This is a genomic window from Arthrobacter caoxuetaonis (assembly GCF_023921125.1).
Classification (GTDB): Bacteria; Actinomycetota; Actinomycetes; order Actinomycetales; family Micrococcaceae; genus Arthrobacter_B; species Arthrobacter_B caoxuetaonis.
The window spans coordinates 2,847,278-2,874,240 of record NZ_CP099466.1 but is presented as its reverse complement, the minus strand read 5'-3'; the positions used below and the strand labels follow the sequence as shown (position 1 = coordinate 2,874,240).

The following is a 26,963-nucleotide window of genomic DNA, read 5'->3' as shown; positions in this document are numbered from 1 at the left end:
CATGCCGCACGAAACGGGACTTCCCCTCTACAACCGGGCAGCAGCCGAAACAGCAGCAGTCATGATCAAGGCCTATTCGACGTCGTTCGGCCTGGCCTCGCGGCTGCTGCCACCGCAGACCCGCCGGCAGATCGAAACGGTGTACGCCCTGGTCCGGCTGGCAGACGAAATCGTCGACGGCGTCGCGTCGGCGGCGGGCATTCCTCCGGCGGAGATACGCCGCATGCTTGACGATCTGGAAGCCGAAACCGCCAACGCCATCAGGACCGGGTACAGCGTCAACCTGGTGGTCCATGCCTTCGCCCTGACCGCGCGCCGCACCGGCATAGGAACCGACCTGACGGCCCCGTTCTTCGCCTCCATGCGGGCAGACCTCACCCGCGCCGAACACACCCAGGCCAGCTTTGACGACTACGTGTACGGCTCCGCCGAAGTGGTGGGGTTGATGTGCCTGCAGTGTTTCCTGGAAGGAATCGAGCTCCCCGACGACCAGGAAAAACGGCTGCGTGAAGGAGCACAGCGTTTGGGTGCTGCCTTCCAGAAAGTGAACTTCCTCCGCGACCTTGCCGAGGATTTCGAAGCCCTGGGCCGCAGCTACTTCCCGGGAGTCACCGTGGATGCCTTCACCGAGAAGGACAAGCACCGCCTCCTTGATGACATCGAGGCGGACCTGCGGGTGTCCGGCGCGGCCATTGCCGAGCTGCCGCGCGCGTGCCGCGCCGCCGTCGCGCTGGCACAGGAACTCTTCGCCGAACTTGCCCGGCGGCTGCGCCGCACCCCGGCGTCCCTGCTTCGCACCACCAGGATCCGGGTACCCAACCCCGTGAAGCTGCGGATCGCAGCCGACGCTGTGGTGACCCACCGCCTGCGCCGGGCCGCTTCGGCCCGGACCCCCGCACCCGACGCCGAAAGGGCGCCATGAGAAACAAGACCACCAAGCCGCGCACCGCCGTCGTGATCGGCGGCGGGATTACCGGCCTGGCGACAGCGGCACTGCTGGCCCGCGATGGCCTCGAAGTCACCGTCCTGGAGAAGAATGCCACGGTGGGCGGGCGCACCGGCAGCTGGGAAACAGACGGATTCCGGTTCGACACAGGTCCGTCGTGGTACCTGATGCCCGAAGTCTTCGACCACTTTTTCCGCCTGCTGGGAACCAGCGCCGATGAACAGCTGGACCTCGTGCAGCTGGACCCCGGCTACCGGGTGTACTTCGAGGGAGACGGGGCTCCGGTGGATGTGCAGGCCACGCGGGAAAAGAACATTGCCCTGTTCGAATCGCTCGAGCCGGGAGCCGGTGCCAGGCTGGCCGCCTATCTGGACTCGGCTGCCGACGTCTACGACATGGCGAAGAAGCGCTTCCTCTACAGCACCTTCGCTTCCTTCCTTCCGCTGCTGCGCCCCGACGTGCTCTCCCGGGGCCCGCGGCTGGCCCGCCTGCTGCTGCAGCCCCTGAGCTCCTTTGTGGCCGGTAAGTTCACCGACCCGCGGATCCGGCAGATCCTGGGCTACCCGGCCGTGTTCCTGGGGTCCTCCCCGTTCACGACCCCGAGCATGTACCACCTGATGAGCCGCCTGGATCTGGAAGACGGTGTGCTTTATCCGCGCGGCGGATTCCACCGGCTGATTACCGTCATCGCGGCCCTCGCCGAATCCGAAGGCGTGAAAGTCCAAGTCAATGCAGACGTCACGCGTATCCGGACGGAGCCGGACGGCCGGCGGCGTGCGCGCGCAACGGGCGTGGAGTACCGGGATGCCGCCGGCAACCCCGCCACGGTCGAGGCTGACCTGGTTGTCTCTGCCGCGGACCTGCACCACACCGAAACCGCCCTGCTTCCGCCGGCCCTGCAGACCTACCCGGAAAAGTACTGGAAATCCCGGATCCCGGGTCCCGGGGGCATCCTGCTCCACCTCGGTGTCCGCGGCGAACTGCCCCAGCTGCTGCACCACACGCTGCTCTTCACCAAGGACTGGAAAGCGAACTTCGAGAAGATCTTTGGCAAGAACACGTCAGTTCCTGATCCGGCTTCGCTTTACATCTGCAGGCCCTCCGCCACCGACACCGACGCCGCACCGGCAGGCCAGGAGAACCTGTTTGTCCTGGTCCCGGTCCCGTCGGACCCGGGCCTGGGCACCGGCGGGACCGACGGCGCCGGGGACCCCGGGCTGGAAAAGCTGGCGGACACCGTCATTGGGCAGATCGCTTCGTGGGCGGACATCCCCGACCTGGCCGAGCGGGTCACCGTCCGCCGTACGGTTGGCCCGGGCGACTTCCACTCAGACTTCAATTCCTGGCGCGGAACCCTGCTGGGGCCGGCGCACGTGCTGAAGCAGTCAGCCTTTTTCCGCGGGTCCAATGCCAGCCGCAAGGTCACGAACCTGCTCTACGCCGGCGGCTCCACCCTGCCCGGCATTGGGCTGCCCATGTGCCTGATCAGCGCGGAACTCGTCCTCAAGCGGCTGCGGGGCGAAACGGGTACCGAGGCGCTGCCGGAGCCGGGCACCGCGGCGGAACGGCAGGGCTGATGGGGTCCCTGTACCTGCTGTTCCTGCTGGCCTCGATCGGCTGCATGGCGCTGCTGGACCATCGTTTCAAGCTGTTGTTCTTCTCCGGCGCCCCGCTGCGGGCTGCCGTGCTCCTGGCGGCCGGTCTGGCGTTCTTCCTTGTCTGGGACCTGTTCGGCATCGGGCTGGACATCTTCTACCGGGGCGAAACCCAGTTCATGCTCGGAGTGGAACTGGCGCCGCACCTGCCGCTGGAGGAAGCCTTTTTCCTCGCCTTCCTCTGCTACCTCACCATGGTGCTGTTCGGCCTGCTGAAAGTGGCAGCGGCGCACTTCGGGCGGAACCGTTCCGGACAGGAGGCCACTCGGTGACGTACTGGCTGCTGAACCTCTGCTTCCTGCTGCCCGCTGCCCTGGTGCTGGCCGCGGCACTGCTGCGCCGCCGTCGTGCCGGGCGCAGCAACCGCACCTTCCTGCTCCGGCTCGCCGGTACCGCAGCGGTCCTGCTGCTGCTGACTGCGGTCTTTGACAACCTGATGATTGCGGTGGACCTCTTCGGCTACAACCCGGAACGGATTTCCGGTGCGTTCCTGGGGCTGGCTCCGCTGGAGGACTTCGCCTACCCGCTCGCCGCCGTGCTTCTCCTCCCGGCACTTTGGGAGCTGCTGTCCCCGCGTCCGACTACCGTCCCGGAGGAAACCCGATGAGCGCCCCCGCCACCCGTACGCCCGGATCCACGCTGCGTATGCTGCTGGTCTCCTCGCGGCCGCTGTCCTGGGTCAACACGGCCTATCCGTTTGCGGCGGCCTACATGCTGACCGCCGGCGGCATTGACGCGGCCTGGATCATCGGGACGCTGTACTTCCTCATTCCGTACAACCTGGCGATGTACGGCATCAACGATGTGTTTGACTACGAATCTGACCTGCGTAACCCGCGGAAGGGCGGCGTCGAGGGGGCCCTGCTGGACCGGAGGTTCCACCGGATCACCCTGTGGGCCTCCGTGGCCACCAACGTTCCGTTCCTTGTAGTGCTGGCACTGATGGGGTCCCCGCTGTCCTGGCTGGTGCTGGCCGTGAGCGTCTTCGCCGTCATTGCCTACAGCGCTCCCGGCCTGCGGTTCAAGGAACGGCCCTTCCTGGACTCCATTACTTCCAGCACACACTTTGTCTCTCCGGCCGTGTACGCCCTCGTGCTGGCGGGAGCCCAGTTCAGCCCCGGGCTGTGGGCCGTACTGGGTGCCTTCTTCCTGTGGGGGATGGCGAGCCAGGCCTTTGGCGCAGTACAGGATGTGGTCCCGGACCGGGAGGGCGGAATCTCCTCGATCGCCACCGTCCTGGGGGCACGCACCGTGGTGCGGCTGGCCTTCGGGGCCTATGCCGCCGCCGGCGTCCTGATGCTGTTCACGCCCTGGCCGGCCCTTTTGGGTGCACTGCTGGCGGTGCCGTACCTGGTGAACCTGCTGCCGTTCTTCTCCATCCCGGATGAACAGTCAGAGGAAGCCAACGCCGGCTGGAAGCGGTTCCTGAAGCTGAACTTCCTGACCGGTTTCCTCGTGACCATGCTGCTGATCTGGTATTGGCCCTCCCGCTAGCCCGCCCCACCCCCCCATCGAGAGGCCAGTTACGGCTCTTCTCAGCGCTCAAAGGAGCCGTAACTGGCCTCTCGATGGGAAGCGGGAAGGAACACCGTGGAACGCAAAAGCGGCCGGCCCCCGAAGGGACCGGCCGCTTAGCCGTGCTGGGGCTAGCAGATTACTCTGCGACGCCTACGTACTCGGCCTGCTCGTTGGCCGTGGTCTCGCCGGCGGCGAGGCTGGCACGGAGCTTGGCGCCGAGCCCGGCGTCAACGTTGGTCCAGTACTGGATTGCAGCTTCGCGGATGTGCGGGCGCTGCACACCGGAGACGGCACCGGTGATGGTTTCCAGGAAACGGGCCTTGGCGGCGTCGTCGAACACCTCGCGGTACAGCGTGCCGGCCTGGCCGAAATCGCTGTCCTCGGAGTGCAGGGTAGCGGCGGAACGCACCAGCGCGCCGTCGTTTTCCCAGGTGCCTTCACCGGCGAGTGCCGGGTCGGCCACGGGGCCGCCCAGGGTGTTCGGGGCGTAGACCGGGGTCTCCGGGGAGTTGAACGCGAAGCGGCCGTAGCCGTCCTGCGAGTAGTTGTTCACCGGAGCCTTCGGTGCGTTCACCGGCAGCTGGTTGTAGTTGGTGCCCACGCGGTAGCGCTGTGCATCCGGGTAGGAGAAGATGCGGGCCATCAGCATCTTGTCCGGGGAAGCGGCAATGCCGGGGACCAGGTTCGCGGGAGACAGGGCAACCTGCTCGATCTGCGCGAAGAAGTTCTCCGGGTTGCGGTTCAGCGTGTGCGTACCGACCTTGATCAGCGGGTAGTCCGCGTGCGGCCAGACCTTGGTCAGGTCGAACGGGTTGAACCGGTAGGTCTTGGCATCTTCGTACGGCATGACCTGGACGAAGAGGTCCCAGGACGGGAAGTTGCCGGCAGCGATGTTCTCGTAGAGGTCGCGGCGGTAGTAGTCGGCGTCGGCGCCGGCGATCTTCTCAGCCTCGGCACCGGTCATTTCGACGTTGCCCTGGTTGGAGACGAAGTGGTACTTGACCCAGAAGCGCTCGCCCGCGGCGTTGATCCACTGGTAGGTGTGGGAGCCGAAGCCGGGCATTTCACGCCAGGAGCGCGGCAGGCCGCGGTCGCCCATCAGGTACGTGACCTGGTGTGCGGACTCGGGGGAGTTGGTCCAGAAATCCCACTGCATGTCGGCGTCGCGCAGGCCGGAACCCGGGAGGCGCTTCTGCGAGTGGATGAAGTCCGGGAACTTGATGCCGTCGCGGATGAAGAACACCGGGGTGTTGTTGCCGACGATGTCGTAGTTGCCCTCGGAGCTGTAGAAACGCAGCGCGAATCCGCGGACGTCGCGCCAGGTATCAGGGGAGCCCATTTCGCCGGCAACCGAGGAGAAGCGCTGCACGGTCTCCGTGGTGGTGCCGGGCTGGAAAACAGCTGCACGGGTGTACTTCGAAACGTCTTCGGTGACGGTGAATTCGCCGAACGCGCCGCCGCCCTTGGCGTGCACGATGCGCTCCGGGATGCGCTCCCGGTTGAACTGGGCAAGCTTCTCAACCAGGTAACGGTCGTGGAGGACAACCGCGCCGTCAGCTCCGTGGCTCAGCGAGTGTTCGTCGCTGGCAACCGGAGTGCCGGTCTGGGTGGTGGTGAAGTTCGACATTCTCTCTCTTTCTTCTTTGGGTGGAGCGGTAAGGCAGTGAATCAGGGTCTCTGTGCTGCGCTCGCCTTTGCTGCGCAGTCGGAGCAGAGCCCCTGATACAGGACATCCGCAATCTGGATGTTCATGCCGTGGGTGTCGCTGGGCGTCAGGCACGGTGCGTGCCCGACGGCGCAGTCCACGTCTTCGATCCGGCCGCAGCCGGTGCAGATTGCATGATGGTGGTTGTCATTCACACGGGTCTCGTAGCGCGCCGGCGAATGCGGCGGCTCGATCCTGCGCAGGAGTCCGGTGTCGGTGAGGTCGGTGAGGACTACGTAGACAGACTGGAGGCTGATGTCCGGAAGGGTGGTCCGCACAATAGCTGCGACTTCTTCCGCATCTGCGTGCGGTGAGTGGTCGACGGCGTCCAGCACGGCCAGGCGCTGCTTGGTCACCCGGCGTCCGTGTGCACGCAGCTGCGCTGACCACTTGTCAGTGGTTGCCGCGGATGCTGCTGTGGAAGTCATGGAACTATCATACTCCCTTATTTTGAATAACTCATAATAAGGCCACCCTAAGCCTGGCGCTAGGGTGGAGCCTGCAGCGCCTCGGCGGCTGCCAACCCGAAGGAGACAAGGTGTCCGGAACCGCGGCGGAAACGAAGGTGCAGCGCCTGCGTGTGGGAGAGTACGACGTCGGCCTGCGCACCTCGGGCAAGGAGGGGCCGGACATTGTGCTGGTCCACGGCATCGGCGCCTCGGCGCGGTACTTCGAGCGCCTCGCCGCCGAGCTGTCCGCCGGCGCCCGGGTGCACTGCCTGGAACTGCCCGGCCACGCCGGACTGCCGCGCCCGCCCGAGCCGCTGACCATGCAGGGATATGCGGACGTGGTTCTCCAGGCCCTGCGCCAGGCGGGAATCGGCAGGGCCCACATGGTGGGCCACTCCATGGGTGGACAGGTGGCCGTGGAGACCGGCATTTCTGCGCCGGAGATGGTGTCTTCCCTGTTGCTGCTGGGGCCTACGGTAAACCGGGCCGAACACCATGCCGTCCTGCAGGGCATGCGGCTGGCCCAGGACACGCTGCGCGAGCGGCCGGCACTCAACCGGATCCTGTTCACTGATTACCTGCGCGCCGGGCCGCCCTGGTACCTGTCCACCCTGCGGAGGATGATGGATCACCGCCTGGAAGACCGACTGGCGCTGGTGTCCTGCCCGGTCGCCGTCGTACGCGGTGCCCGGGACCCCATTGTTCCGCCCTCGTGGCTGCTGCGGCTGCAGGACGCACGCCCCGGGATCCTCATTGGGGAGGTTCCCGGGGCGCCGCACGTCCTGATGTGGAACCGTCCGGCAGAGACTGCCGCCTGGGTGCACAGGATGGTGGAGGCAGGGACGTGAGGCCCAGGGCGCGGGGAGCCCACCCACCGGAGCAGCCTTCGCGCCCGGGGGTCCGGCGCCGCGTGGCCTGTGCGGCGGCCTGGGCAGCCGACTACGCCTACGTTGCCCGCTGGCAGATTCAGGGCTTTCTCTTCCGGCTGGATCCGGCACCCTATCTGCGTCCCGCAGGCGGCAGCAAGCTGCGCCAGCCGGTGGTACTGATCCCGGGTGTCTACGAGAACTGGCAGTTCCTGCGCCCGCTGGCGGCGGCGCTCGCCGAACACGGGCACCCGGTACACACCGTCAAGACCCTGGGCTACAACCGCGGGCGCGTGGATGAGATGGCACGCAGGGTAGAGGACTACCTCAAACAGGAGGACCTTTGGCAGGCGGCAATCGTGGCGCACAGCAAGGGAGGCCTGATCGGCAAGAGCGTGATGTTGGGCCCCGAGGGGCACCGCATCACCCGGATGGTGGCCGTCAACACCCCGTTCTCGGGTTCGCCGTACGCCCGGTTGTTCCTGATCCCTGCCATCCGAGCGTTTTCTCCGCGGGACCGGAACCTGCGCCTGCTTCAGGCCAGCCTGGAGGTAAACGCGCGCATTTCATCCGTGTATGCGTCCTTCGACCCGCATATCCCAGGCGGCAGCGCCCTGGACGGCGCCAGGAACATCATCCTGGACGCCATGGGCCACTTCCGGCCGGTTGCGGACCCTGAACTGCACGGCATCGTGGCGCAGGAGCTGGACGGCGCCGATTCCCCGCCGGGCCGGCCTGCCGGCATCGGCAGCTAGCTGGCACCCTTCGCCAGCGCCTGCTCGACGGCGGCTTCGGCACCTTGGGTCCAGGGGTCCCCGTGTCCGGGCAGCAGCAGCGGAGCTCCGGTGCCGGCCAGGACCTGGAGCGAGTCCAGTGCGGCGGCGCTGTTGGCCGTGGCTGCTCCGGAGACAATCTGCGGTCCGGTCTGGCCGGTGTAGGGATTCAGTGTTACCAGCGCATCTCCGCAGATCACTGCGCCGCGCTCGGGAAAGTGCAGGGCCACATGCCCTGCGGTGTGGCCGGGGGTCGCAAGCAGGTCAGGGGCCCCGGGCAGGGTGGCACCGGAATCGGGGGCCAGCTCCAGGACATCGCTGACGCCCCGCACCATCCACGCCCCGGCCAGGGTCATGGCACCAAGGCAGCGGAGGGCTGCGGGGAAACGCACCGGGTATTCCAGCCGCGGCCGTTCGTGGGCGTACCGGTACGGATGTGCAGCGATGTAATGGTCTGCCGGATGGGCCAGGATGGGAGCACGGAACTCCGTGCGCAGCTTCGCGGCGGTGCCTGTGTGGTCGAAATGCCCGTGAGTCAGCACAATGGCGCTGACGGAACCGGGTCCGTAGCCCAGCGAACGCACGGCACTGGAAATCGCGTGCTGCGCAGCAGGCAGGCCCGTGTCGACAATCATGACTTCGCCGCCGCCCTCAACGAGGTACGCATTCGTGTAGGCGTGCTGGATCAGGTGGATGCCGTCGGCAACATCGCGGGTCAGCATGGCGGGCCTCCTTTAATGGGGGGAGAGGTGCGAAACAGAATACCCTAAGCATGCTTTCGTCCTGCCTTTTCGAGCCGTCACATCGCCAGCGGCATCCCCCGCGCCGTCCCCGGCGAGCTGCCGGTCCCGGGGGCTGTGCTCGCTTAGACTGCTCTGGTGCCAAGACTGCTCGCTGACCTGACCCCGCTGCGTGAGAGCCCGGATTACCGCCGGCTCTGGACCGGAACAGCACTCTCCGCAATCGGAACGCAGCTCACGCTGGTGGCAGTGAGCCTGGAGGTCTACGACCTGACCCGCTCCAGCCTGTACGTCGGCATGCTCGGGGTGGTGGGCCTGGTTCCGCTGATCCTGGCCGGCCTCTACGGCGGCTCGGTGGTGGACGCCTACGACCGCCGGAAAGTCGCACTCTTCTCCGCCGTCGTCCTGTGGCTGACCACGATCGGAATTGCGGTCCAGGCGTGGCTGGGCCTGGACAACGTCTGGCTGCTGTTTGTCCTCGTGGCTATCAACTCCGGGGCCGGCGGACTCAACCACCCGGCCCGCAGTGCCATCATTCCGCGCCTGATCCGTCCCGAGCTCCTTCCCGCCGCCAACGCCCTGAGCATGATCACCTTCGGCCTGGCGATGGCCATCGGGCCCCTGCTCGCCGGCGTGCTGGTGGGCCAGGTGGGGTACGGCTGGACCTACACGATCGACGTCGTCACCTTCACCGCGGCCATGTGGGCGCTCTACCGGCTGAAGCCGATGCCGCCCGTCGGCCAGGTCCAGAAGGCCGGCCTCAAGTCCGTACTGGAAGGCTTTACCTTCCTGGGCACGCGTCCGAACATCCGCATGACGTTCATCGTCGATTTGGCGGCCATGGTCCTGGCCCAGCCCAGGGCGCTGCTGCCCGCCATCGGAGCACTGATGCTCGGCGGCGGCGCCGAGACGGTGGGAATCCTGCTCGCAGCGACCGCCGCGGGCTCCTTCCTTGCCGGGCTTTTCTCCGGCCCGCTGGGCCTGGTGCGCCGGCAGGGGCTGGCCGTGATGTGGTCGGTCGTGGCCTGGGGACTCTCGGTCGCCGCCTTCGGTGTTGTGGTGGTGCTCGCCGGAGAGCACGAGGGCGGCGCGGTCTCGCCGTGGCTGCTGCCGGCGGCGCTGGCCATGGGAGCTGCGGGGATCGCCGACTCGATCAGCGGTGTCTTCCGCTCCACGATCCTGCAGGCCGCTACCCCCGATGCGATGCGCGGCAGGCTGCAGGGCGTCTTCGTCGTGGTGGTCGCCGGCGGGCCGCGGCTGGGGGACCTGGTCTCCGGGATTGACGCATCGTTCCTCGGGGAGGGATGGGCCGCGGTGGCCGGCGGACTCGCGTGCGTTGCCGCCGTCGTCGTCCTGGCCCGCGTGCAGCCCGCCTTCGCGCGATACGACGCCCGGCACCCGGAACCGTAACCGTAACCGTAACCGGGGAACCGTAACCCACCCTCGAAGCGTGCGCGGAACAGTGCGCGGTGCAAATACGTTAAGGGTTACGGAAAACGTCAATGCGGAAGGTTTTGGACCTGCCCTCCCGTGGGAGGCGGGGGCCTTCCGCCCAGGAAGGATCGTGTACACGTGCACCGACATTTCAACGGTTTGAAGACTGCAGTCCTCTTCGGGGTGCTCTTCGCCGTGCTGCTGGGAATCGGCGGCCTGCTCTCCAGCGGTACGGGCAACTCCGCGTTTATCTGGATCTTCCTTCTCATCGGCCTGGCCACCACGGCATACAGCTACTGGAACAGTGACAAGCTGGCTATCCGCGCCATGCACGCCGTGCCGGTGACGGAAGCGCAGGCCCCCGAAATGTACCGGATTGTCCGCGAGCTCTCAGCCAAGGCCGGCCAGCCGATGCCGAGGCTCTACATTTCCCCGACCATGGCCCCCAACGCCTTTGCGACCGGACGGAACCCGCAGAACGCTGCGGTGTGCTGCACCCAGGGGATCCTGGCGCTGCTGAACGAACGCGAGCTGCGCGGGGTGCTCGGCCATGAGCTCATGCATGTCTACAACCGCGACATCCTCACCTCCTCCATTGCCGCCGCGATTGCCGGCGTCATCACGTCCCTCGGGCAGTTCCTGCTGTTCTTCGGCGGCGGTGACCGGCGCAACGCCAACCCGCTGGCCATGATTGCCATGGCCATCCTCGCTCCGCTGGCGGCGAGCCTGATCCAGATGGCCATTGGCCGGACCCGGGAGTACGACGCCGATGAAGACGGCGCGAAGCTCACCGACGATCCGCTGGCGCTTGCCTCGGCACTGCGCAAGCTGGAGACGGGTACCCAGCAGGCGCCCCTGCCCAACACCGACCAGAAACTGGTGAATACCTCCCACCTGATGATCGCCAATCCCTTCCGCAACGGTGTCCGCGGCCTGCTGGCGACCCACCCGCCCATGGCTGACCGGATTCGCCGCCTGGAAAACATGGCCGGACACCCGCTCGGCTCCTAGTCTGTGGAGCAGCGCGGAATGCCACTGGCAGGTAACTGGGAAGGAATGCAGCGATGCGCCTGATTCTGGTCCGTCACGGACAGACGCCGTCGAATATTGAACGACTGCTGGACACGGACGCGCCCGGGCCCGGACTGACCGAGCTGGGGATGGCGCAGGCAGCAGCGCTTCCCAAGGCTCTGGGACATGAGCAGGTCAGTGCGGTCTACGCGTCGAACCTCATCCGGACGCAGCTGACGGCGCAGCCGCTGGCAGACGCACTGGCCCAGCCAATCGAAGTACGCGAGGGCCTGCGGGAAGTCTCAGCAGGGACCCTGGAAATGCGGGGTGACCCGGAATCGATCCAGGCCTACCTGCGGACGGTCTACGCCTGGGTGAACGGCGACCTCTCCGTCCAGATGCCCGGCGGGCCGGACGGCGCGGAAACGATCGGCCGCTTCGACGAGGTGGTCGCTGAACTCCAGCGGGCGGGGCATGGAGTCCCGGTGGTGTTCAGCCACGGCGCCATCATCCGGGCCTGGGCAACACTGCGGGCCAGGAACGTCGGGCCGGACTTCATTGTGGAAAATTCTTTGAGCAACACCGGGATCGTCGTCCTGGAAACCACGCCCCGGCCCGAGGCCCGCGGGCACGCCTGGGAGCTGCTGACTTGGCAGGGCGAGGCCGTTGGCGGCGCGGCACTGCAGGATCCGGAGACCGATGGTCCGGCAGCTGACGACGTCGAACTGGCACCCTGACCGCCCCGAAACCACAAACAACGACGGCGGCGCTCCCCGGAATGGGGGCGCCGCCGTCGTTCGCTTCTGCGCTGCGGAACTGCGCGGGCTTAGCGGAAGTTGATGAACTGCAGGTCGACGTCGAGGTCCGCGCCCTTGAGCAGCGCCATGGTGGCCTGCAGGTCGTCCCGGGACTTGGAGCTGACACGCAGTTCATCGCCCTGGATCTGGGACTTAACGCCCTTGGGGCCTTCGTCGCGGATCAGCTTGTTGATCTTCTTCGCCTGGTCCTGGGCGATGCCTTCCTTCATGGTGCCCTCGATGCGGTACTCCTTGCCCGACGCGTAGGGCTCGCCGTCGTCGAAGGACTTCAGCGAGATGCCGCGCTTGACCAGCTTGGACTGGAAGACGTCCAGGACGGCTTTGACCCGGTCCTCGGAGTTCGCCTTCATCAGGATCTTCTCGCCGCTGAAATCAATCTCCGCGCCGACGCCCTTGAAGTCGTAGCGCTGCGCGATCTCTTTCTGGGCCTGGTTCAGGGCATTGGCAACTTCCTGCTTGTCGATCTTGCTGACGACGTCGAATGTTGACTCACTGGCCATGGTGGACTCCTTGGTTTGGAGGGCTGTTGGACTTTCCTGACTCCAAGCCTAATCGGTAGGCCGCGCTCGCGGGCAGGAGGCATGCCTCACAGCGGACGTACAGCCCGCGTGCACAGTACTCCCAAGCGGACACGGAAAGCTTGGGCGCATGAGCGAGCAGAACGAAGGATCATCCGGGCCGGGGCCTGATCTGGAGCCCCCGCCTCCCGGCCGGCGGCGGCCGGGTGTGTTGCTGCGGACCGCTGCGGCGTCATCGGTCCTGGCCGCAGTCTCCGTGATGGGCCTCGGCGCTGCAGCCGCTCCTGCCCAGGCCGGCGTGCCCGGCAGCCCGGAGGCCGCGCCTTCGGAAACCAGGACAGGTCAAGCAGCCGGAGGCTTTGTTGCCCGGCAGGGGCCCTCGGCTGCCGAACGCCTCGCAGGTGTCCGGACAGAGCTCGAGGAGGCCGTCTCCTGGGGGGAGGTCAGCACCGAACAGGCCCAGGGTTTTTACGCCCAAATCAGCTCCCGGATCGCCCGCGGACGCTAGCCCCGGAGCCCGATTCGATTCTGCGGCCAATCTTCTGTAAAGTTGTCTTGCCCGCGGTTACCGCGGACAAAGTCTTCGCAAGAAGGCCTTCGGCAGATTACCCGAGCGGCCAAAGGGGGCTGACTGTAAATCAGCTGGCAATGCCTACGGGGGTTCGAATCCCTCATCTGCCACCGAAGAAGAATCCCGCTCCAGCCTCAGGCTGGGGCGGGATTTTTGTTGCCCAACCTAACCCGCCGGCGGAGTACCGGCAGGGCAGAACCGCCGGTTCACGCAATCTTGCCGGAAAACAGGCAAGTACGGTGAGGCCCCTAACCCCAGATGACTAGGCGGTCTAGGCTTCTTAAGCATGAACGAGGAAACAGCTCTGGACCGCTTAGCTGAGGACTTCATCGAGGCGCTGCGTGAAGCTGTCTTCCTGGTACGCCATATGGACACGGAGTTCGGGATTACTGCCAATCAGCTGGGCACCCTGCGGATGGTCTCCGGAGACGGCATGCGGGTCAGTGACATTGCCCGGAACCTCGGGATCAAGGTTCCCAGTGCGACTGAACAGATTATCCGGCTGGAACACGCCGGACTGGTGCGAAGGAGCCCCGATCCGCTGGACTCCCGCGGCGTCAGGGTCACGCTCACCCCGGACGGCAGCCGCAAACTGGCTGTCGAAACGGAACAGCGCAACTCGCTGCTGGCCGGCATGCTGGCCCAGCTCACCGATGCGGATCGGGAGAAACTGCATGATGCCATGCCGGTAATAGCCAAAGTCACCCACATGGGATACTCCGCCATGGCCTAACCAGGCCCTTCACCGTAGAGCGAACAGTTGCAGACATCCCCGCATGGGACCGATAGCGTTGGTTCCATGGCAACTATCGACATCACCGAGGCAACGTTCCCCGAGACCATCGAGGACAACGACATTGTGTTCGTTGACTTCTGGGCTGACTGGTGCGGCCCGTGTAAGCAGTTCGCACCGGTTTACGACGCCGTCTCGCAGCAGCATGAAGACGTCACCTTCGCGAAGGTGGACACGGAGGCTGAGCAAGGGCTCGCAGCCGCCGCCGGCATCACGTCGATCCCCACACTGATGGCCTTCCGTGAGAAGGTGCTCGTTTTCTCCCAGCCCGGCGCCCTGAACGCCAACCAGTTCACCGAACTGGTTGAAGCCGTCAAGGGCCTGGACATGAAGGCCGTCCATGAGCAGATCGCAGCCCAGGAAAAGGGCCAGGCGGCGGCAAGCCAGGACGGTCAGGCGAGCTAGCCAGCGTGCCGGCGCCTTACGCGCCTTCACCATTACTGCATTGACGGGCAGCCCCTCCAGGACGGAGGGGCTGCCCGCTGCCGTTTAAGGAAGGCTGCAGCGTCGGTTGGACCTCGCGGATCGGCATCTTTCGCCCTAGCCGCATACCGGCTCGCGTTGTAGGCTCGGGCTCCCGGGGGAGCGAAGCGGCCTCCGGCTGCCTGCCTGCCGGGGAACCAGTCAATGAGGACCTAGGTGACAAGGCGAGGAACCATGAGCGGTAATCGAGCAATTGCATACATCGAACCCGGTGTCGTGGAAGTCCAGGACATCGACTATCCGACTTTCGAGTTGAGGGACGGACCGGGTGTGAACCCGGCCAACGTGGGGCGGAAACTGCCCCACGCCGCAATCCTGAAGGTGGTAACAACGAACATCTGCGGTTCTGACCAGCACATGGTCCGGGGCCGCACCACGGCACCGCCCAACCTGATCCTTGGCCATGAAATCACCGGCGAGGTGGTTGAAACCGGCCCCGGCGTCGAATTCATCAAGGTGGGGGATCTGGTGTCGGTTCCCTTCAACATCTCCTGCGGCAGGTGCAAGAACTGCAAGGAACGCAAGACCGGTGTCTGCCTGAACGTTAATCCCGACCGGCCCGGCAGTGCCTACGGCTACGTGGACATGGGCGGATGGGTGGGCGGCCAGGCCGAGTATGCGCTGGTGCCCTACGCGGACTGGAACCTGCTGAAGTTCCCGGACAAGGACCAGGCCATGGAGAAGATCATGGACCTGACCATGCTCTCGGATATCTTCCCGACCGGCTACCACGGCGCCATAACGGCCGGGGTTCGGACCGGATCCACCGTCTATATCGCCGGTGCGGGACCAGTAGGACTGGCCGCTGCAGCCGGTGCCCAGCTGCTCGGTGCCGCCGTCGTCATTGTCGGTGACCTCAATGAGGACCGTCTGGCCCAGGCGCGCAGCTTCGGCTGCGAAACGGTGGATATCTCCAAGGGTGATCCACGGGACCAGATCGAGCAGCTGCTCGGTGTGCCAGAGGTCGACTGCGGCGTTGATGCTGTGGGGTTCGAAGCCCGCGGCCACGGCCACGGATCCGGATCCGAAGCACCGGCAACCGTGCTGAACTCACTGATGGATGTCACCGCCGCCGGCGGTGCGCTTGGCATCCCCGGACTCTACGTCACGGGTGATCCGGGCGGAGTGGACGAGGCAGCGAAGGTTGGCTCGCTCTCCCTGAGCCTGGGGACGGGCTGGGCAAAGTCCCTGTCCTTCACCACCGGCCAGTGTCCGGTAATGAAGTACAACCGTGACCTGATGATGGCGATCCTCAACGACAAGGTGCAGATCGCCAAAGCCGTGAACGCGACAGCCATCAGTTTGGACGGCGCACCGGAAGCGTACCGGGAGTTCGATTCGGGGGCGGCACGAAAGTACGTGATCGACCCGCACGGCGTGACCGGACCGAACGCCAACTAGCGCGCAGGGTGCCGGAGGCAAACACCTGATCCGTGTTTGCCTCCGGCACCGGCGGTTTCGGCTTCCGGCCTTCTAAACGCCGCTTCCCGGCCGGTAAGCTCGATTCGCCGGGGACACCCCACCAATTCTCACGGCCCCTCGGCGGCACCACTCATGCGGATACGAGTTGGAAGCGGGGATCGGATGCGGACACTCCTGGCAATCGAAACAGGCAATCTTTCAAGGAAGTATTTCTTCGGCGGAGTCCGGGCACGAATTCCGTGGCTTTCCGGTTCCCACGGACACCGGGTGCCCCGGACCGGAGCCCGGCTGTGAACGGGGCGGATACCGCATGGGTGCTGGTCTGCGCCGGCCTGGTGCTGTTTATGACACCCGGGCTGGCGCTTTTCTACGGCGGCATGGTTCCCGTGCGGAACGTGCTGACCATGATGATGCAGAACATCATTCCGCTCGGCGTCATCACCGTGACCTGGGTGCTGGTGGGCTACACGCTGGCCTTCAGTAACCAGGGGAACTCGATTGTGGGGGAGTTTGATGCTTTCGCCCTGATCGGGGTGGATACGCCGCAGTTCCATACCGTGACCACCGGAGTCACCATTCCGGCGCTCGCGTTCGTGGCTTACCAGATGATGTTCGCGATCATTACCCCGGCGCTGCTGACCGGTGCCACCGCGGGACGGCTGCGGTTCGCCGGCTGGACAGTGTTCCTCGTGGCTTTTTCGATCCTGGTCTATCCCCAGGTCGCCCGCTGGCTCTGGCACCCCAAGGGCTGGCTGACCCAGCTCGGTGCCCAGGACTGGGCCGGCGGGATCGTGGTGCATGCCTCGGCAGGTGCCGCGGCCATCGCTGTGCTGCTGGTGGTGGGGCGCCGGCGGGGCTGGCCCAGGCTGAAGACTTCACCCAACAACCTGCCGCTGATGCTTGTGGGTGCCGGAATCCTGTGGTTCGGCTGGTTCGGCTTTAACGCCGGAGACGGACTGCAGGCCAACGGCATCGCTGCCCAGGCACTGGTGAACACCCACGTTGCCGGAGGGGCGGCCATGCTGACGTGGCTGCTCGTGGAGCGGTTGACCAGCGGCCATTCAACTTTGGTGGGAGCCGTGTCCGGTGCGGTGGCCGGGCTGGCCACCATCACTCCCTGCGCGGGTTATGTCGGCACCGGTGCAGCGCTGCTCATCGGCCTGATCGCCGGATGTGTCTGCTGCTTTGCCGTGGGGCTGAAGCGCGTCCTGCATTACGACGACGCGCTGGACGTCATCGCTGTGCACTTCGTGGGTGGGGTGACAGGTTCATTCCTGCTGGGCTTCTTCGCTGACAGCAGCATCAACCCGGTCAGCGAAGACGGCGTTTTCACCGGCGGAGGCGGGGCCCTGCTATGGCACCAGACCGTGGCTATCGTCTGCGTGGTCCTCTTTTCCTTCGTCGTCAGCTGGATCGCTGCAGCCGTCATCAGCAAGACCATTGGACTGCGTGAGCCGGGTCCGGAGCAGGACTCACTGGATCTGGTGCAGCAGGGCCAGTCCGGTTATTCGCTGAGCGGTGTCACCACCCGGCCTTCCACCAGCGGGCGGGGTGCAGGAGAGGGACGCGAGGCTGCAGTCCAGCCGGGCGGACCCCGACTGCACGTGGTCAGTGCGATCGTGAACACCGAACGGATCGACGGGCTGCGCGATGCAATGCTCATGGCCGGAGCCAGGTCGCTGGAGCTCACCGAGACCACCGTATACACCGGCAGGATCCACTCCCAGGTGTTCCGCTCAGAAGTACGCCAGCTCGACTTCGAAGACCGGCTGCGTGTCTCCGCGGCAGTTGATGACGAGCACGAAGAAGCCGTGGTTGCCGTCCTGCGGCGGTTTGGTGCGGAACCGGGTTCCATCCACCGGCTGGAGCTCAGCCCTGATGGCGGTTCCTAACCCCGGTGCAGGGCCACCGGCTCGGCCAGCAGGGCGCTGAGGGATTCGTCGAGGTCCTGCTTGGCCGCGCCGCGGGCATGGCGGTCAAGATCCTCCTCGGAGGCCCACTGCTCGGTCAGCACAATCCGGTCCTCGGACTCCTCTGTGATTTCGTAGCGCAGGCATCCAGGCTCCGCGGTGACCTGCTCAATGGCGATCTCCAGGGCCAGCTTGACCCGGAAGAACTCTCCGGGGTTCGGGACGAAAACGGCGGTCAGGTCTACGGGTGCACTCATGGGAATAACTCTAGGCGAACGCTGCCGTCCACACCCCGGTCAGTGACGGCGGTGGTCCTGCGGGGACAGGCGCGGGCCGAAGGCCTGTTTGCGGAAGCCGGTCAGCCCGATCAGCCGCACCACCCGCTGGCGGTGTCCGCGCCACGGTTCCAGCAGCGCCAGCATCCCGGCGTCGTCGGTCCGTTTACCGGTAAGCGCCGCGCCCACGTATGCGGCCAGGTGGAAGTCTCCCACCGAAACGTCGTCGGGGGAGCCGTGCGTGCGCTGCAGGATTTCGGCCGCGCTCCACGGCCCGATACCAGGCACGGACTGCAGCTTCGCGGAGACCCCGGGTCCCAGCGGCTGCGCGGCCAGGCGTTCCAGGCCCGACGCCGCCGAACAGGCGCCCAGGATGGTCCGGGAGCGGTGCGAATCCACGCCGGCCCGGTGCCAGTCCCAGCTGGGAACCTTCCGCCAGCCGGCAGCGTCAGGGGCTGTCATGAGCCCGGCCGGTGCCGGGCCCGGAGCCGGCCGGCCAAAGCGCTGCACCAGGTACCGCCAGGCGTGGTACGCCTCCATCTGGGTGACCTTCTGCTCCAGGACCACGGGAACCAGGGACTCGATGATCCGCCCGGTGCTGGGCAGGCGGAGACCTGGATGGCGCCGGCGGGCCTCCTGGAGGGCAGGCGGCAGCGTAGCCATAAACGCCGGGTCGTCAAAACCCGTCCAATGGTCGAATTCGCCCAGCAGTGCCGGGACGGACTGCAGTGCCTCGGCGGCACCGGGGCCCCATGCCTGCGCCGAGACCCGGGCGGGCGGCCGCAGCGTGCCCCCGCTCTGCACCAGAAGGAGCGTCACGGGACCGGAAGCCGTGCGGAAGGACAGCCAGGCACGCGAGCCGGCTAATCGGACCGTGGGATCCCCGCCGCCGTGCGCCACAATGCGCAGGGTCGCAGCGAGGTCCAGCGGCCGGGAGAATTCAAACCCGGCGCTGGCCCCGGAAGTCCGGGCCCTGCCGCAGGCGCCGGCAGCGGCAGCGGGAATTTCTGCTGCGGTACCGGAAGACATGCCACCATGCTCGCACGGCGCAAGGCTACTTCTGTCCCAAATGGGCAAGTATGCAGGAACGTTTGCTACGCCGTGTTCAGCGGGACCTGCTCCTTTGGGGCCAAGACAGTAACGTGGTGCCCATGAAGTATGCCAATACTGTCCTGGACCTGATCGGCAACACCCCGCTGGTGAAACTCCACCACGTCACCGAAGGCATCGAAGCCACGGTGCTCGTGAAGCTGGAGTACCTCAATCCCGGCGGTTCCATCAAGGACCGCATCGCGGTGCGGATGATCGAGGCGGCGGAAGCCGAAGGCACGCTGCAGCCCGGCGGAACCATCGTCGAACCGACCAGCGGCAACACCGGCGTCGGCCTGGCATTGGTGGCCCAGCAGAAGGGCTACAAGTGCATCTTCGTCACCCCGGACAAAGTGGGCGTGGAAAAGCGCGACGTGCTGCGCGCCTACGGTGCGGAGGTCGTGGTGACACCCACCGCCGTCGCCCCCGAAAGCCCGGAGTCCTACTACGGCGTCTCCGACCGGCTGGTCCGGGAAATTGACGGCGCCTACAAGCCGGACCAGTTCTCCAATCCGGCGGCCCCCGCCAGCCACTTTGAGTCCACCGGACCCGAAATCTGGACCGACACCGAGGGGAAGGTGACCCACTTCGTGGCCGGCGCGGGAACCGGCGGAACCATTACCGGCACCGGACGGTACCTGAAGGAAGTCTCTGCCGGCCGTGCAGCGGGTCCGGTGAAGATCATTGCCGCAGACCCCGAAGGTTCCGTGTACTCCGGCGGTACCGGACGCCCCTATTTCGTCGAAGGAGTGGGCGAGGACATGTGGCCGGGCAACTACGATCCGTCGGTCCCGGATGAAGTCATCGCCGTCAACGATGCTGAATCCTTCGCCATGACCCGCCGCCTGGCCCGGGAAGAGGGCCTGCTGGTAGGCGGATCCTCCGGCATGGCCGTGGTCGCAGCGCTGCGCGCTGCCAAGGACCTGGGGCCCGACGACGTCATGGTCGTCCTGCTGCCGGATTCCGGCCGCGGCTACATCGGCAAGATCTTCAATGACGGCTGGATGAAGTCCCACGGGTTCCTGGCCGAAGAGGGCGAGGACGCCACCGTGGCGGACGTGCTGGCCGCCAAGGCAGGGGACGCAGCGGTGTTTGTCCCCAAATCCGCCACCGTCCTGGAAGCGGTGGAACTGCTGGGACGGCACGGCGCTGCCAGCCTCCCGGTCCTCGCCCACGAACCGCCTGCGGTGCTGGGCGAAGTCCACGGATCGGTGGACGAGCGCTCGCTGACCGAAAAGCTCTTCCGCGGAGAAGCCAAGCCCGGCGATCCCGTGAGCGAGCACCTGGCGCCCAAGCTGCCGCAGATCGGTGCAGCCGAATCCGTGTCCGCGGCCCGCGAGCGCCTGGCCGAAGCCGACACGCTGCTGGTCTCCTCCGGTGGAACCTGGCACGGCATCCTCACCCGCCGCGACCTGCTCAACTACCTGAGCGCCTAGGCAGACGACCAACGCCCCGACCGCCGGTCCGCCGGCACAAGGAGGAAGAACCATGACCGAAGGCTTCAACACCCGCGCCATCCACGCCGGGCAGACCCCGGACCCGACGACCGGAGCGGTGATTCCGCCGCTGTACCAGAGCACCACGTACGCCCAGGACGGGATCGGAGGGCTGCGCAACGGGTACGAATACGGCCGCGGCACCAATCCGACCCGCGATGCGCTGCAGGAACAGCTCGCTGCGCTCGAAGGCGGCCGCCACGCGTTCTCCTTCAGCTCCGGACTGGCTGCCGAAGACGCCCTGATCCGGGCGCTGCTGGCACCGGGGGACCACATCGTCCTCGGCAACGATGCCTATGGCGGAACCTACCGCCTGATCAACCGGGTGCTTTCGGCCTGGGGTATCACCAACGCAGCGGTGGACATGTCCGACATTCCAGCGCTCGAAACGGCCATTGCCGCCGGCAACACGAAGATCGTCTGGCTCGAGACGCCGTCGAACCCGATGATGAAGATCTCCGATATTGCTGCGGTCGCCCAGGCAGCGCACGACGCCGGTGCCCTCCTGGTGGTGGACAACACCTTCGCGTCCCCCTACCTGCAGCAGCCGCTCGCCCTCGGTGCGGACATTGTGGTGCACTCCACCACCAAGTACATCGGCGGGCACTCGGATGCGGTGGGCGGCGCAGTCATCCTGGACGACGACGCCGCAGCCGAGAAGATCGGCTTCATCCAGTACGCGGTGGGTGCGGTCTCCGCTCCGATGGAGGCCTGGCTGACCACGCGCGGCCTGAAGACCCTCGGCGTCCGGATGGACCGCCATTCCTCCAATGCCATGGCGGTGGCCACGTGGCTGCAGGGTCAGCCTGCCGTCGAGTCCGTGCTGTACCCGGGGCTGGAAGACCATCCGGGACATGATCTGGCCAAGGCCCAGATGAAGGACTTCGGCGGCATGGTCTCGGTGTCCTTCAAGGGCGGTGAAGCTGCGGCGCGCAAGGTAGCGGAGGCCACGAAGGTCTTTACGCTGGCCGAGTCCCTGGGCGGCGTCGAGTCCCTCATGAACTATCCGTCGGAAATGACGCATGCATCCGTGAAGGGGACGGAGCTTGCTGTCCCCGAGAACCTGCTGCGGCTCTCGGTGGGCATCGAGGACGTCGAAGACCTGATCGCGGACCTTGACCAGGCCCTGAACCAGCTCTAGGACAGTACGAAGCCCTGCCTGTTCGTTCCAGAACCGGCAGGGCTTCGTGCTGTGCGGACAGGGGTTTCGGCGGAGGCCAGGAGCTTCAGCGGCGTCCGGTCAGCCTGCGCTTACGCACCACCGGGTCCCGCAGGGCGTAGAACCGGCTGCTCTGCGGCATCCAGAGCAGTGCTGCGCAGAACAGCAGGAGCAGGCCCAGAGCCATCAGCGAGGGCCCCCGGAACAGCAGCGGAACTCCGACGATGAGACCCAGCGTGGTGAGGGTTTCCCTGCTGCTGCGCTTGCCGCGGCGCAGGCGGAAGGCGTAAAAGCCCGTCAGCAGACCCAGGGCGATGCCCAGGATCCCCAGGCTCAGCAGTCCCTGGCTGTCCTGCCGCTGGGTCTGTGCCGTGAAGAGGAAGGATCCGCCGGCAAGGATCAGGACGGCGGCGGCAACGATCCACGCCACCGAAGCAATGCGCATGGTGCCGGGCAGCGGGGTGCCGGTGGAGGAAGTGCTCAACCTGGTGGTCTCCTAAGCGAAGGGGATTCTTCCGCCGAAGCGGGACGCGGTACGTCTTTGCTTCCTACGGTAGCCCGACTTCCGGAGGTAGCCGCGCGCCCGCGCCCGCGGGGGAGAGCGGGGGAGAGAGGGGACAGGCTGGTGCGTCATCTCCGAAAGTGAATGCTGCGCCGGCGGCACTGAAATATCGCTGTCCCCACTCCGGCCGGAGTGCAGCCCCGGTAGAGTATCCCTCGCCTGCCCGGGAGCAGGCCGGAGGGACAGGCACATGGCCAGGGTACTGCGCTCGCATGCTGCTGCTGCCGCGCTCACACTGGGCGCCGTGGCCGCCGCAGCCGGTCTGCTGTTTTTCGCCTTCACTGTTGCGCCCCGGGACGGCATCGATTTTCGGGTGTACCTCGCCGGGGGCCAGAGCGTGATCGATGCAACGGGTGAGCTCTATTCCGTCAGTATCCCCAACGATCCCAATCCCGGGCTGATGTTTACCTACCCGCCGGCGGCCGCCCTGCTGTTCGCGGTGCTGGCTCCGTTTGGGGAACGAATCGGTTTTGACGTTTTCTTCGGCTTGTCCCTGGCCGTCACAGCGCTGACGGCGCTGTGGCTGGTCAGCCATTTCAGCGGCAGGCACAGCATTGGTGCCGTCCTCCGGGGCTTTTGGCTTCGGCCTGCCGCCATTGTCTCTTTTGGCCTTGTGGCCGCGCTGGGTCCATGGCGGGACACCATGGCCTTCGGGCAGGTCAACATCCTGCTGTTCTCCCTGGTGATGCTTGATTTCCTCGAGCGGAGGGACAGCTGGCCCCGTGGCCTGCTGACCGGGGCCGCAGCAGGACTCAAGCTCACCCCGCTGGCGTTCGCCTTCTACTTCCTGGTGCGCGGAGACTGGCGGGGCCTGCGGAACATGGCCTTCGGGTTCCTTGCGGCGTTTGCGCTGGGCTTCCTGATTCTTCCGCGGGAATCGAAGATCTACTGGGGTGAATTGCTGCCGGACACCTCGCGTGTGGGCGGCGGCGGCTACATCGACAATCTCTCCATCCGCGGCGCACTGCTGCACTTTGCCGGGGGTGACGCCGAGGTGGCACCCTACTGGCTGCTGCTGAGCGTGGCCGCGGCGGCAGCCGCCGCCGTCGTCATCCGCCTGGCTACCCTGCAGGGCTCCCATCTCCTCGCCTTGGCGGCGGCGGCTCTGCTCATGCTGCTCGTGTCGCCCGTCTCCTGGTCCCACCATTGGGTCTGGGTGGCGCTGTTCCTGCCGCTGATTGCCTCCGGCCTGTATGGACTGCATTCCTCGCGGCGCCTGTCGAGCCTGGCCGGATGGATCCTGCTGGCAGTCTCCACCGTGGTGTTCTACTTATCTCCCAAGACAATCGCCGTCCTGCTGGGAGCACAGGACCTGGATTCGCAGGCGCCCCTCCCGTACTTGATGCTCGCCAGTGCGGGCGTTTTCTGCGGAGCCGGCATGCTGGCCTGGTGGTTCGCCCTGCTCTGGCCCAACCGGCCCAAAGCCTGGTGGCGCCCCGGCCACGCCGCAGCGCACCCTCCGGCGCACCGGCCCTAGACTGTTGCCTATGAGTTCCGGATCACTCCTGGCCGTATGCCGCGTCCACGTTCTACGGCCGACCTCTGACGCCGTGGGCGTCAGCGCCATCGACAAACGCCCCGCCGACGGCCCGGTGAAGGTCTATGCCCTGGGACTGACCGGGGACGTGCAGGCGGACCGCCGGCATCACGGCGGTGAGTCCAAGGCCATCTATGCCTATTCGCAGGAAGACGCCGAGTTTTGGGAAGCCGAGCTGGGACAAGCGGTACCTCCCGGCCGGTTCGGCGAAAACCTCAGGGTTGCCGGCATTGATGCCTCCCATGCCGTGGTGGGGGAGCGGTGGCGGGTGGGGGAATCCGTGGAGCTGGAAGTGACCTGTCCGCGCACCCCGTGCCGCAACTTCGCCCAGTACATGGGCCAGCCGAAGTGGGTCGCCCGTTTCGCCGCAGCGAACCGGCTGGGAACCTATCTCCGCGTACTGAAGCGCGGCACCATCCAGGCCGGAGACACCGTGCAGGTCCTTTCCCGGCCCGAGCACGGAGTAACAGTGGCCGACGTCTTTGCCGGGCTGTCCCCTGAGCAGCATGCACTGCTGCAGGGGGCGGGGGAATCCGGCCAGTACCTGTCCCCGGAAATCCGCAAGGTCCTGCGCCGCCGGCCGGCCCTGGAAGAGGCCTTCTAACCCCTTCCCCACCCGGATGTGCCGGACCTCACGCCCCGCTGGCTGGCGCTTGGGCGTAAATACCGTACACTTGAGTAATCCCCCACTCCGGTATTCCCTGATTTTCCTGCGGACTAAGTCCATTGCAGGTACGTTGTGTTGGGGCCCGCATGAAACATGCGGGCAGATTCATCTCCTGGGAGCGCCGGCAAAGAAATCGTCACACCGAGCCGCGGTCGCAAACCAGTGATTCAGGCCCACAGCTGTGACGGAGAGTCCTGCCTGGGATTGCAACAGTGCCCGGACTTATGTACTTGCAGCCGCCTGAACTGGCTGCCCGGCCCCACTGATGAGGAATACTCCTTTGCCTGAGAACACCCAAGAAATTGTCGAAGAAAACACCGAAGCCGTTGCTGAAGAAGCCAACGAGATTCTGTTCTCCGATTTCAACCTGGATGCACGCATCCTCGCCGCACTGACCGACGTCGGCTACAAGACCCCGTCGCCGATCCAGGCTGCCACCATCCCCGTTCTGCTTGAAGGCCGCGACGTCGTGGGCCTTGCCCAGACCGGCACCGGCAAGACCGCAGCCTTCGCTGTCCCCGCCCTTTCCCGCATGGCTGAACTGGCCGAGGTCAACGGACCCACCAAGGACACCCAGATCCTGGTCCTTGCCCCGACCCGCGAACTGGCCCTGCAGGTTGCAGAAGCCTTCACCTCCTACGCCGTGCACATGGACGACTTCACCGTCCTGCCCGTCTACGGCGGCTCCCCGTACGGTCCCCAGCTGGCCGGCCTGCGCCGCGGCGCCCAGGTTGTTGTTGGTACCCCGGGCCGTGTCATCGACCACATCTCCAAGGGTTCCCTGGATCTGTCCAACCTGCAGTACCTGGTCCTGGATGAAGCTGACGAAATGCTGCGCATGGGCTTCGCCGAAGACGTGGAGCAGATCCTCTCTACCACCCCGGATGAGAAGCAGGTTGCCCTCTTCTCCGCCACCATGCCGGGCGCGATCCGCAAGATCGCCAAGAAGTACCTGAACAACCCGGCTGAAATCACGGTCAAGTCCAAGACCACCACCGGTGTGAACACCCGCCAGCGCTACGTGCAGGTCATGGGCCCGCACAAGCTCGATGCCATGTCCCGCATCCTCGAGACCGAGGACTTCGACGGCGTCATCGCCTTCGTCCGCACCAAGATGGCCACCGAGGACCTCGCCGACAAGCTGAAGTCCCGCGGCTACAAGGCTGCCGCCATCAACGGCGACATCCCGCAGCAGCAGCGTGAGCGCACCGTCGAGGCCCTGCGCGACGGCAAGATCGACATCCTGGTTGCCACCGACGTCGCCGCCCGCGGCCTGGACGTCGAGCGCATCAGCCACGTCTTCAACTACGACATCCCGCACGACACCGAGTCCTACGTGCACCGCATCGGCCGTACCGGCCGTGCAGGCCGCAGCGGTGACGCGATCCTGTTCATGACCCCGCGTGAGAAGTACCTGCTGCGGGCCATTGAGAAGGCCACCCGCCAGCCCGTTGAGCACATGCAGCTGCCCGGCATTGACGTTGTCAACGCCAAGCGCCTGGCCAAGTTCTCCGAGCGCATCACCGAGACCCGCAACTCCGAAGACCTCTCCGTCTTCCGTGAACTGGTCACCAATTACATCGCTGAGAACGACGTTCCCGCCGAGGAAGTCGCCGCAGCCCTGGTCGTTATGGCCCAGGCCGGCCGCCCGCTGCTGATGGAAGAGATTCCGCAGGCTCCGGCCCGCCAGCGCGAGCGTTCCGAAGGCCGGAACGACGGCTTCGGTTCCCGCGGCCCGACGCGCCCGCTGACCGAAGGCAATGCAACGTACCGCATCGCCGTCGGACGCCGCCAGCGCGTGATGCCCGGCTCGATCGTCGGCGCCATCGCCAACGAAGGCGGCCTGTCCTCCGCCCAGATCGGCGGCATCGACATCCGTGCCGACCACACCCTGGTGGAGCTGCCCGCAGACCTGTCCAAGGACCAGCTGCGCGCACTGTCCCGCACCCGGATCGGCGGCGAGCTGATCCACCTCGAGCTGGACAACGGACGCCGCCCCGCACGTGAAGGCGGATCCCACGACCGCGCCGACCGCGGCGGCTTCAAGAAGGATTTCAAGAAGCGTGACGGCGAGCGTTCCTTCGGTGACCGCGGTTCGGACCGCCCGTACAAGAAGAAGTTCGACGGCGACCGCAGCTTCAGCAAGCCTGCCGGTGCCGGAACGGGTGCCCGTAAGCCGCGTTTCCGCGACTAAGAGTTCCTAACAGGTTGGGTGTCCCGCAGGGGGCACCCTTCCTGTGTTTAACGCCGGTTATGCTGCCCCTGTCTCCGGGCCGCAGCTATGTCTTCTATGTCTTCGGAGGGATTCCCGGGATGGCTGCGCCGTGACCGGTGCAGGTGGAAGAACCAGATGGCCGGGCCGAGGACGGGGAAGCCGAGTACGCCCAGCAGGCAGAGGAACTTCATGCCCGGCGCCAGTGTCTTCTCCCGGGCCAGGGAAATGACGGCAGCGGCTGTCAGCAGCAGGATGAGGGCTCCCATGGCCGTGACCATGAACTCCCATGCCGCCGGTACGGTCGGATTGCTGGCTGGGCCCATGCTGCTCTCCTGTGGAATGCGGCCGCCT

At 66.1% G+C, this 26,963-nt stretch carries 28 protein-coding genes and 1 tRNA gene; 21 read left to right on the top strand and 8 right to left on the bottom strand.

The window, feature by feature from the left end; all coding sequences use genetic code 11:
- Window position 1: 1 nt before the first annotated feature.
- The 5 genes from NF551_RS13240 to NF551_RS13220 are packed head-to-tail and all read left to right on the top strand — an operon-like array spanning window position 2 to window position 4,095.
- Entirely contained in the window at window positions 2-922 is a 921-nt protein-coding gene (locus NF551_RS13240; protein WP_227894196.1) for a phytoene/squalene synthase family protein, read from the top strand.
- Window positions 919-2,523, top strand: a complete 1,605-nt coding sequence (crtI, locus tag NF551_RS13235; RefSeq protein ID WP_227894197.1) for a phytoene desaturase family protein — start codon at window positions 919-921, stop codon at window positions 2,521-2,523. The genes NF551_RS13240 and crtI overlap by 4 nt, the downstream gene beginning before the upstream one ends.
- Entirely contained in the window at window positions 2,523-2,873 is a 351-nt protein-coding gene (locus NF551_RS13230) for a lycopene cyclase domain-containing protein (protein ID WP_227894198.1), read from the top strand. The genes crtI and NF551_RS13230 overlap by 1 nt, the downstream gene beginning before the upstream one ends.
- Window positions 2,870-3,208 (top strand): lycopene cyclase domain-containing protein, encoded by a 339-nt coding sequence (locus NF551_RS13225; RefSeq protein ID WP_227894199.1) that lies wholly within the window; start codon window positions 2,870-2,872, stop codon window positions 3,206-3,208. The genes NF551_RS13230 and NF551_RS13225 overlap by 4 nt, the downstream gene beginning before the upstream one ends.
- Window positions 3,205-4,095 carry a prenyltransferase gene (locus NF551_RS13220; RefSeq protein WP_227894200.1) on the top strand — a complete coding sequence of 297 codons (891 nt, stop codon included), beginning with the start codon at window positions 3,205-3,207 and terminating at the stop codon, window positions 4,093-4,095. Before NF551_RS13225 ends, NF551_RS13220 begins: the two co-directional genes overlap by 4 nt.
- Window positions 4,096-4,255: 160 nt before the next feature.
- Here the strand turns inward: NF551_RS13220 and NF551_RS13215 are convergent, their stop codons facing one another.
- Both NF551_RS13215 and NF551_RS13210 read right to left on the bottom strand, forming a co-directional pair.
- On the bottom strand, window positions 4,256-5,746 hold the full coding sequence (locus NF551_RS13215; protein ID WP_227894201.1) for a catalase: 1,491 nt from the start codon (window positions 5,744-5,746) through the stop codon (window positions 4,256-4,258).
- Window positions 5,747-5,787: 41 nt separating this feature from the next.
- Complete coding sequence (locus tag NF551_RS13210) at window positions 5,788-6,252, bottom strand: Fur family transcriptional regulator (RefSeq protein ID WP_227894202.1); 465 nt, start codon at window positions 6,250-6,252, stop codon at window positions 5,788-5,790.
- Window positions 6,253-6,362: 110 nt separating this feature from the next.
- On the opposite strand from NF551_RS13210, the gene NF551_RS13205 reads away from it, so the two are divergent.
- Window positions 6,363-7,121, top strand: a complete 759-nt coding sequence (locus NF551_RS13205) for an alpha/beta fold hydrolase (RefSeq protein ID WP_227894203.1) — start codon at window positions 6,363-6,365, stop codon at window positions 7,119-7,121.
- Window positions 7,118-7,894, top strand: coding sequence for an esterase/lipase family protein (locus NF551_RS13200; RefSeq protein ID WP_227894204.1), 777 nt, complete (start codon window positions 7,118-7,120; stop codon window positions 7,892-7,894). The genes NF551_RS13205 and NF551_RS13200 overlap by 4 nt, the downstream gene beginning before the upstream one ends.
- Here NF551_RS13200 and NF551_RS13195 read toward each other — a convergent pair.
- Entirely contained in the window at window positions 7,891-8,634 is a 744-nt protein-coding gene (locus tag NF551_RS13195; RefSeq protein WP_227894205.1) for an MBL fold metallo-hydrolase, read from the bottom strand. The two genes, NF551_RS13200 and NF551_RS13195, sit on opposite strands and share 4 nt — an antisense overlap.
- A 156-nt stretch (window positions 8,635-8,790) precedes the next feature.
- Here NF551_RS13195 and NF551_RS13190 point away from each other — a divergent pair, with 156 nt between their 5' ends.
- The 3 genes from NF551_RS13190 (at window position 8,791) to NF551_RS13180 (ending at window position 11,834) form a co-directional block, all read left to right on the top strand.
- Window positions 8,791-10,062, top strand: a complete 1,272-nt coding sequence (locus NF551_RS13190) for an MFS transporter (protein ID WP_227894206.1) — start codon at window positions 8,791-8,793, stop codon at window positions 10,060-10,062.
- A 162-nt stretch (window positions 10,063-10,224) separates the two neighbouring features.
- Complete coding sequence (gene htpX / locus NF551_RS13185) at window positions 10,225-11,097, top strand: zinc metalloprotease HtpX (RefSeq protein WP_227894207.1); 873 nt, start codon at window positions 10,225-10,227, stop codon at window positions 11,095-11,097.
- A 53-nt stretch (window positions 11,098-11,150) separates the two neighbouring features.
- Window positions 11,151-11,834 (top strand): histidine phosphatase family protein, encoded by a 684-nt coding sequence (locus NF551_RS13180; RefSeq protein WP_227894208.1) that lies wholly within the window; start codon window positions 11,151-11,153, stop codon window positions 11,832-11,834.
- A gap of 89 nt (window positions 11,835-11,923) precedes the next feature.
- Here the strand turns inward: NF551_RS13180 and NF551_RS13175 are convergent, their stop codons facing one another.
- Complete coding sequence (locus tag NF551_RS13175; protein ID WP_191747349.1) at window positions 11,924-12,415, bottom strand: YajQ family cyclic di-GMP-binding protein; 492 nt, start codon at window positions 12,413-12,415, stop codon at window positions 11,924-11,926.
- A 148-nt stretch (window positions 12,416-12,563) separates the two neighbouring features.
- Between NF551_RS13175 and NF551_RS13170 the strand changes: the two genes are divergently transcribed.
- From NF551_RS13170 to amt, 6 genes are all read left to right on the top strand, one after another.
- Entirely contained in the window at window positions 12,564-12,941 is a 378-nt protein-coding gene (locus tag NF551_RS13170; protein WP_227894209.1) for a hypothetical protein, read from the top strand.
- 91 nt (window positions 12,942-13,032) lie between these two features.
- Window positions 13,033-13,114 (top strand) — tRNA-Tyr (locus tag NF551_RS13165).
- 176 nt (window positions 13,115-13,290) lie between these two features.
- Window positions 13,291-13,737, top strand: coding sequence for a MarR family winged helix-turn-helix transcriptional regulator (locus NF551_RS13160; protein WP_227894210.1), 447 nt, complete (start codon window positions 13,291-13,293; stop codon window positions 13,735-13,737).
- 66 nt (window positions 13,738-13,803) lie between these two features.
- A complete protein-coding gene (gene trxA / locus NF551_RS13155) occupies window positions 13,804-14,202 on the top strand; it encodes a thioredoxin (RefSeq protein WP_227894211.1) in 399 nt (132 codons plus the stop codon).
- Window positions 14,203-14,454: 252 nt separating this feature from the next.
- On the top strand, window positions 14,455-15,681 hold the full coding sequence (gene fdhA, locus NF551_RS13150) for a formaldehyde dehydrogenase, glutathione-independent (protein WP_227894212.1): 1,227 nt from the start codon (window positions 14,455-14,457) through the stop codon (window positions 15,679-15,681).
- A gap of 311 nt (window positions 15,682-15,992) precedes the next feature.
- Complete coding sequence (gene amt / locus NF551_RS13145) at window positions 15,993-17,594, top strand: ammonium transporter (RefSeq protein WP_227894213.1); 1,602 nt, start codon at window positions 15,993-15,995, stop codon at window positions 17,592-17,594.
- Here the strand turns inward: amt and NF551_RS13140 are convergent.
- Window positions 17,591-17,869, bottom strand: a complete 279-nt coding sequence (locus NF551_RS13140) for a putative quinol monooxygenase (protein ID WP_227894214.1) — start codon at window positions 17,867-17,869, stop codon at window positions 17,591-17,593. The genes amt and NF551_RS13140 overlap by 4 nt on opposite strands.
- A gap of 39 nt (window positions 17,870-17,908) precedes the next feature.
- Window positions 17,909-18,916, bottom strand: a complete 1,008-nt coding sequence (locus NF551_RS13135) for a DNA-3-methyladenine glycosylase family protein (RefSeq protein WP_227894215.1) — start codon at window positions 18,914-18,916, stop codon at window positions 17,909-17,911.
- Between the two features lie 122 nt (window positions 18,917-19,038).
- On the opposite strand from NF551_RS13135, the gene NF551_RS13130 reads away from it, so the two are divergent.
- The gene (locus tag NF551_RS13130; protein ID WP_227894216.1) at window positions 19,039-20,412 is read left to right on the top strand and encodes a cystathionine beta-synthase; all 1,374 of its coding nucleotides are present in this window, start codon (window positions 19,039-19,041) and stop codon (window positions 20,410-20,412) included.
- Window positions 20,413-20,464: 52 nt separating this feature from the next.
- Window positions 20,465-21,613 (top strand): cystathionine gamma-synthase, encoded by a 1,149-nt coding sequence (locus tag NF551_RS13125; protein ID WP_227894217.1) that lies wholly within the window; start codon window positions 20,465-20,467, stop codon window positions 21,611-21,613.
- A gap of 85 nt (window positions 21,614-21,698) precedes the next feature.
- Here NF551_RS13125 and NF551_RS13120 read toward each other — a convergent pair whose 3' ends face one another.
- The gene (locus NF551_RS13120; RefSeq protein ID WP_227894218.1) at window positions 21,699-22,115 is read right to left on the bottom strand and encodes a hypothetical protein; all 417 of its coding nucleotides are present in this window, start codon (window positions 22,113-22,115) and stop codon (window positions 21,699-21,701) included.
- A gap of 268 nt (window positions 22,116-22,383) precedes the next feature.
- Here NF551_RS13120 and NF551_RS13115 point away from each other — a divergent pair, with 268 nt between their 5' ends.
- The 3 genes from NF551_RS13115 (at window position 22,384) to NF551_RS13105 (ending at window position 26,591) form a co-directional block, all read left to right on the top strand.
- Window positions 22,384-23,670 (top strand): glycosyltransferase 87 family protein, encoded by a 1,287-nt coding sequence (locus NF551_RS13115; protein ID WP_227894219.1) that lies wholly within the window; start codon window positions 22,384-22,386, stop codon window positions 23,668-23,670.
- Between the two features lie 10 nt (window positions 23,671-23,680).
- Window positions 23,681-24,334 (top strand): MOSC domain-containing protein, encoded by a 654-nt coding sequence (locus tag NF551_RS13110; RefSeq protein ID WP_227894220.1) that lies wholly within the window; start codon window positions 23,681-23,683, stop codon window positions 24,332-24,334.
- 328 nt (window positions 24,335-24,662) lie between these two features.
- A complete protein-coding gene (locus tag NF551_RS13105) occupies window positions 24,663-26,591 on the top strand; it encodes a DEAD/DEAH box helicase (protein ID WP_227894221.1) in 1,929 nt (642 codons plus the stop codon).
- 47 nt (window positions 26,592-26,638) lie between these two features.
- On the opposite strand, the gene NF551_RS13100 is transcribed toward NF551_RS13105, so the two are convergent.
- Entirely contained in the window at window positions 26,639-26,935 is a 297-nt protein-coding gene (locus tag NF551_RS13100) for a PLDc N-terminal domain-containing protein (protein WP_227894222.1), read from the bottom strand.
- Between the last annotated feature and the right edge of the window lie 28 nt (window positions 26,936-26,963).